Annotated in this window: 3 protein-coding genes and 1 pseudogene; 2 read left to right on the forward strand and 2 right to left on the reverse strand. The window is 74.9% G+C overall.

The window, feature by feature from the left end:
• Together ABD308_RS35605 and ABD308_RS35610 are read right to left on the reverse strand one after the other, a co-directional pair.
• Positions 1-476, reverse strand: a pseudogene (locus ABD308_RS35605) (transglutaminase family protein); the annotation flags it as partial.
• Positions 477-538: 62 nt separating this feature from the next.
• A complete protein-coding gene (locus ABD308_RS35610; protein WP_344344209.1) occupies positions 539-1,585 on the reverse strand; it encodes a GNAT family N-acetyltransferase in 1,047 nt (348 codons plus the stop codon).
• A gap of 130 nt (positions 1,586-1,715) precedes the next feature.
• Between ABD308_RS35610 and fdxA the strand changes: the two genes are divergently transcribed.
• Entirely contained in the window at positions 1,716-2,042 is a 327-nt protein-coding gene (gene fdxA / locus ABD308_RS35615; RefSeq protein WP_030061559.1) for a ferredoxin, read from the forward strand.
• A 20-nt stretch (positions 2,043-2,062) separates the two neighbouring features.
• The gene (gene dapC, locus ABD308_RS35620) at positions 2,063-3,226 is read left to right on the forward strand and encodes a succinyldiaminopimelate transaminase (RefSeq protein WP_344344213.1); all 1,164 of its coding nucleotides are present in this window, start codon (positions 2,063-2,065) and stop codon (positions 3,224-3,226) included.
• Positions 3,227-3,245: the final 19 nt, after the last annotated feature.

Below are 3,245 nucleotides of genomic sequence, written 5' to 3' on the forward strand. Positions count from 1 at the left end.
CCGCCGGCGGGCCCGCCGACCGCGACGATGAAGTGGCCGGGCAGGGCGATGCCGTGCACGGTGAGCCCGGCCCGCCGGGCGACGGCGGACCAGACCAGGGCGAGCATGATCGGCAGCCCGCGCCGGCGCCGCAGCACGTCGGGCAACAGCGAGGACTCCAGCCGCCGGTAGTCGGACTGCCGCCCGTGGAAGCGCTCGCGCCCGCCGAGGACGGCGGCCAGCAGCGCCGCGGTCTCCTCCGGCCCGGCCGGGGCCCGCTCGGCGACGGCGAGCCGGACGGCGGCCGCGTGCCGCTCCAGGGCCGCCGAGCAGGCGGCGAGCAGGGCGTCGGCGGAGGGCGGGCCCTGGAGGTCGTCCGGGTCGTCGGGGTCGGGGGCGTGGGTGTGCTCGGCGGCCGCGAGCAGGCACAGCAGCACCGGATCGGGGTGCTCGGCCCGGGCCTCGGTCCGGAAGCGTGCTCTGCTCTGCTCGGTCACGGCGGTGGCGGCGGCTTTCGTAGGACGGGCGGTTCCAGGACGGGCGGTTCCGGGGCGGCGCCCTATCCCTGGGGCAGGAGCGCGTAGTGGTAAGTGTGACTGGTCGTGAAGCCCAATCCGTCATAGAGCGCGATCGCCCCGGCGTTGTCCGCCTCCACCTGCAGGTAGGCGCCGGTCGCGCCCTCCTCGGCGGCCCGGGCGGCGAGCACCGCCATCACCGCCGTGGCCAGGCCCCGGCGGCGGGCCCACGGCGCGACCTCGACGGCGCTGAAGCAGGCCCACGGTCCGTCGACGACACAGCGTCCGATGGCGAGCACGGGCGGGGTGCCGTCGCCCTCGGCCTGGCAGCCGTAGCCGTCGTGGACGGTCGCGAACCAGACCGACGGGCCGCCGTGGACCACCGCGCGGGCGGCCTCCTCCACCGCCGGGTCGCCACTCACCCGCCGGTACAGCGACATCCAGTCGGACGAGGCGGTCCGCGCCAGCCGCACCCGGTCCCGGCCGGCCCGGTCCCCGAGCCGGCTCAGCGGTGCGAGCCCGGCCACCCGGACCAGGGTCGGCGCGTACGCCGCGCCCAGCCGGTCCAGCTCGGCGCGCAGCGCCTCCGGTGTGCCGGGGGTGGTGACCTCCACCCAGGCCGGCAGCCCGCGCGCCGCGTACCACTCGCGCGCGGTGGTGAGCGCCCGGTCGAGGGGCATGCCGGGGTCGCCGAGCGCCTGCACGGAGTTGGCCCGCCGGGTGAAGCCGGCCGAGGCGCGCAGCGTCCACTCGCCCAGCGGCTCCCGCTCGACGGCGGGCCAGCCGCGCGCGGCGATCCGCTGGAGCTCGGCTGGACCGGTCCGCGGCAGCGGCGCTCGCCGGGCCGGGAAGAGCGGCACCGGCTTGCCCGCGACCAGCAGCCGCTCGTCGAAGGAGACCGGCCCGCCGGCCTTCGGTTCCACCGTGAGCCCGCCGTCGTCCCAGGATGTGAGCACACCGATCACATCGCGGAACACCGGCCGGTGGTCGTCGGCGAACCCGGAGAGCCGCCGGACACTGACCCTGCGGCCCACGTCAGAGCGATCTATCCGGACCTCCGGACGGTCCTGAACCGGCCCTTCGGCGGCCATCTGGGCACCTCCTGTGCATTTGCGGTCTCCGACCCGCGATACTAGGGGCGGGCATCGACGACGCCGCGCTCACCCGCGCACGCGAGAAAACAGAATGGGCCGCCGAGCCCTTCCGAGGAGGAACGACAGCGTGACCTACGTCATCGCGCAGCCTTGTGTCGACGTCAAGGACAAGGCGTGCATCGAAGAGTGCCCGGTTGACTGCATCTACGAGGGCGAGCGATCGCTCTACATCCACCCGGATGAGTGTGTCGACTGTGGCGCTTGTGAGCCGGTCTGCCCGGTCGAGGCGATCTTCTACGAGGACGACACGCCGGAGGAGTGGAAGGACTACTACAAGGCGAACGTCGAGTTCTTCGACGACCTCGGCTCGCCCGGTGGTGCCTCGAAGCTCGGCCTGATCGAGCGCGACCACCCGTTCATCGCCGCTCTGCCGCCGCAGAACGCCGACCACTGACGACTGGTGGCAACTGAGCTGTGACTACCAAGAACAGCACGCACGCGCCGTTCCCGGGCCACCCGGGGGCGGCGCGCCGCGTTTCGGACCTCCTGCCGGTGTTCCCCTGGGACAAGCTGGAGCCGTACAAGACGACCGCGCTGGCCCACCCCGGCGGGCTCTGCGACTTCTCCGTCGGCACCCCGGTCGACCCGGTGCCCGAGGTGATCCAGAAGGCGCTCGCCGCGGCCACCGACACCCCCGGCTACCCGACCGTCTGGGGCCCGCTGGAACTGCGCGAGGCGATCGCCGGCTGGCTGCGCCACCGGCTCGGCGCCGAGATCGGCCCGCGGGCCGTCCTGCCGACCGTCGGCTCCAAGGAGCTGGTCGCCTGGCTGCCGACCCAGCTGGGCCTCGGCCCCGGTGACCAGGTCGCCTACCCGCGGCTGGCCTACCCGACGTACGAGGTGGGCGCCCGGCTGTGCGGCGCCGAGCCGGTCGAGTACGACTCGGTGGACGAGCTGGACGGCTCCCGGGTGCGCCTGCTCTGGGTCAACTCGCCGTCCAACCCGACCGGCCGGGTGCTCGGTGCGCGGGAGCTGCGCCGCGCGGTGGCCTGGGCGCGCGAGCACCGGGCGCTGCTGGTCAGCGACGAGTGCTACCTGGAGCTCGGCTGGGAGGCCGAGCCGGTCTCCGTGCTGCACCCCGAGGTGTGCGGCGAGGGCGGCCACGAGGGCCTGCTGGCGGTGCACTCGCTGTCCAAGCGCTCCAACCTGGCCGGCTACCGCGCGTCCTTCGTGGCGGGCGACCCGGTGGTGGTCAAGGAGCTGCTGGAGGTGCGCAAGCACGGCGGCATGATCGTGCCGGCCCCGGTGCAGGCGGCGACGGCCGCCGCGCTCGGGGACGACGCGCACGTCGCCGAGCAGCGGGAGCGGTACGCGGCCCGGCGCGCGGCGCTGCGGGCGGCGCTGGAGGCGTACGGCTTCCGGATCGAGCACTCGGAGGCCAGCCTCTACCTGTGGGCGACCCAGGACCGGCCGTGCTGGGAGACGGTGGCCGAACTCGCGGAGCTGGGCATCCTGGTGGCGCCCGGTGACTTCTACGGTCCGGCGGGCGCCCGGTTCGTGCGGGTCGCGTTCACCGCGACCGACGAGCGGGTCGCGGCGGCCGTGGAGCGGCTGAGCGCGGCGGCCGCCGCGCGGTAGCCGGACGAGCGCGGGAAGG

It is taken from the genome of Kitasatospora putterlickiae (assembly GCF_039527695.1).
In the GTDB taxonomy this organism is placed as follows: domain Bacteria; phylum Actinomycetota; class Actinomycetes; order Streptomycetales; family Streptomycetaceae; genus Kitasatospora; species Kitasatospora putterlickiae.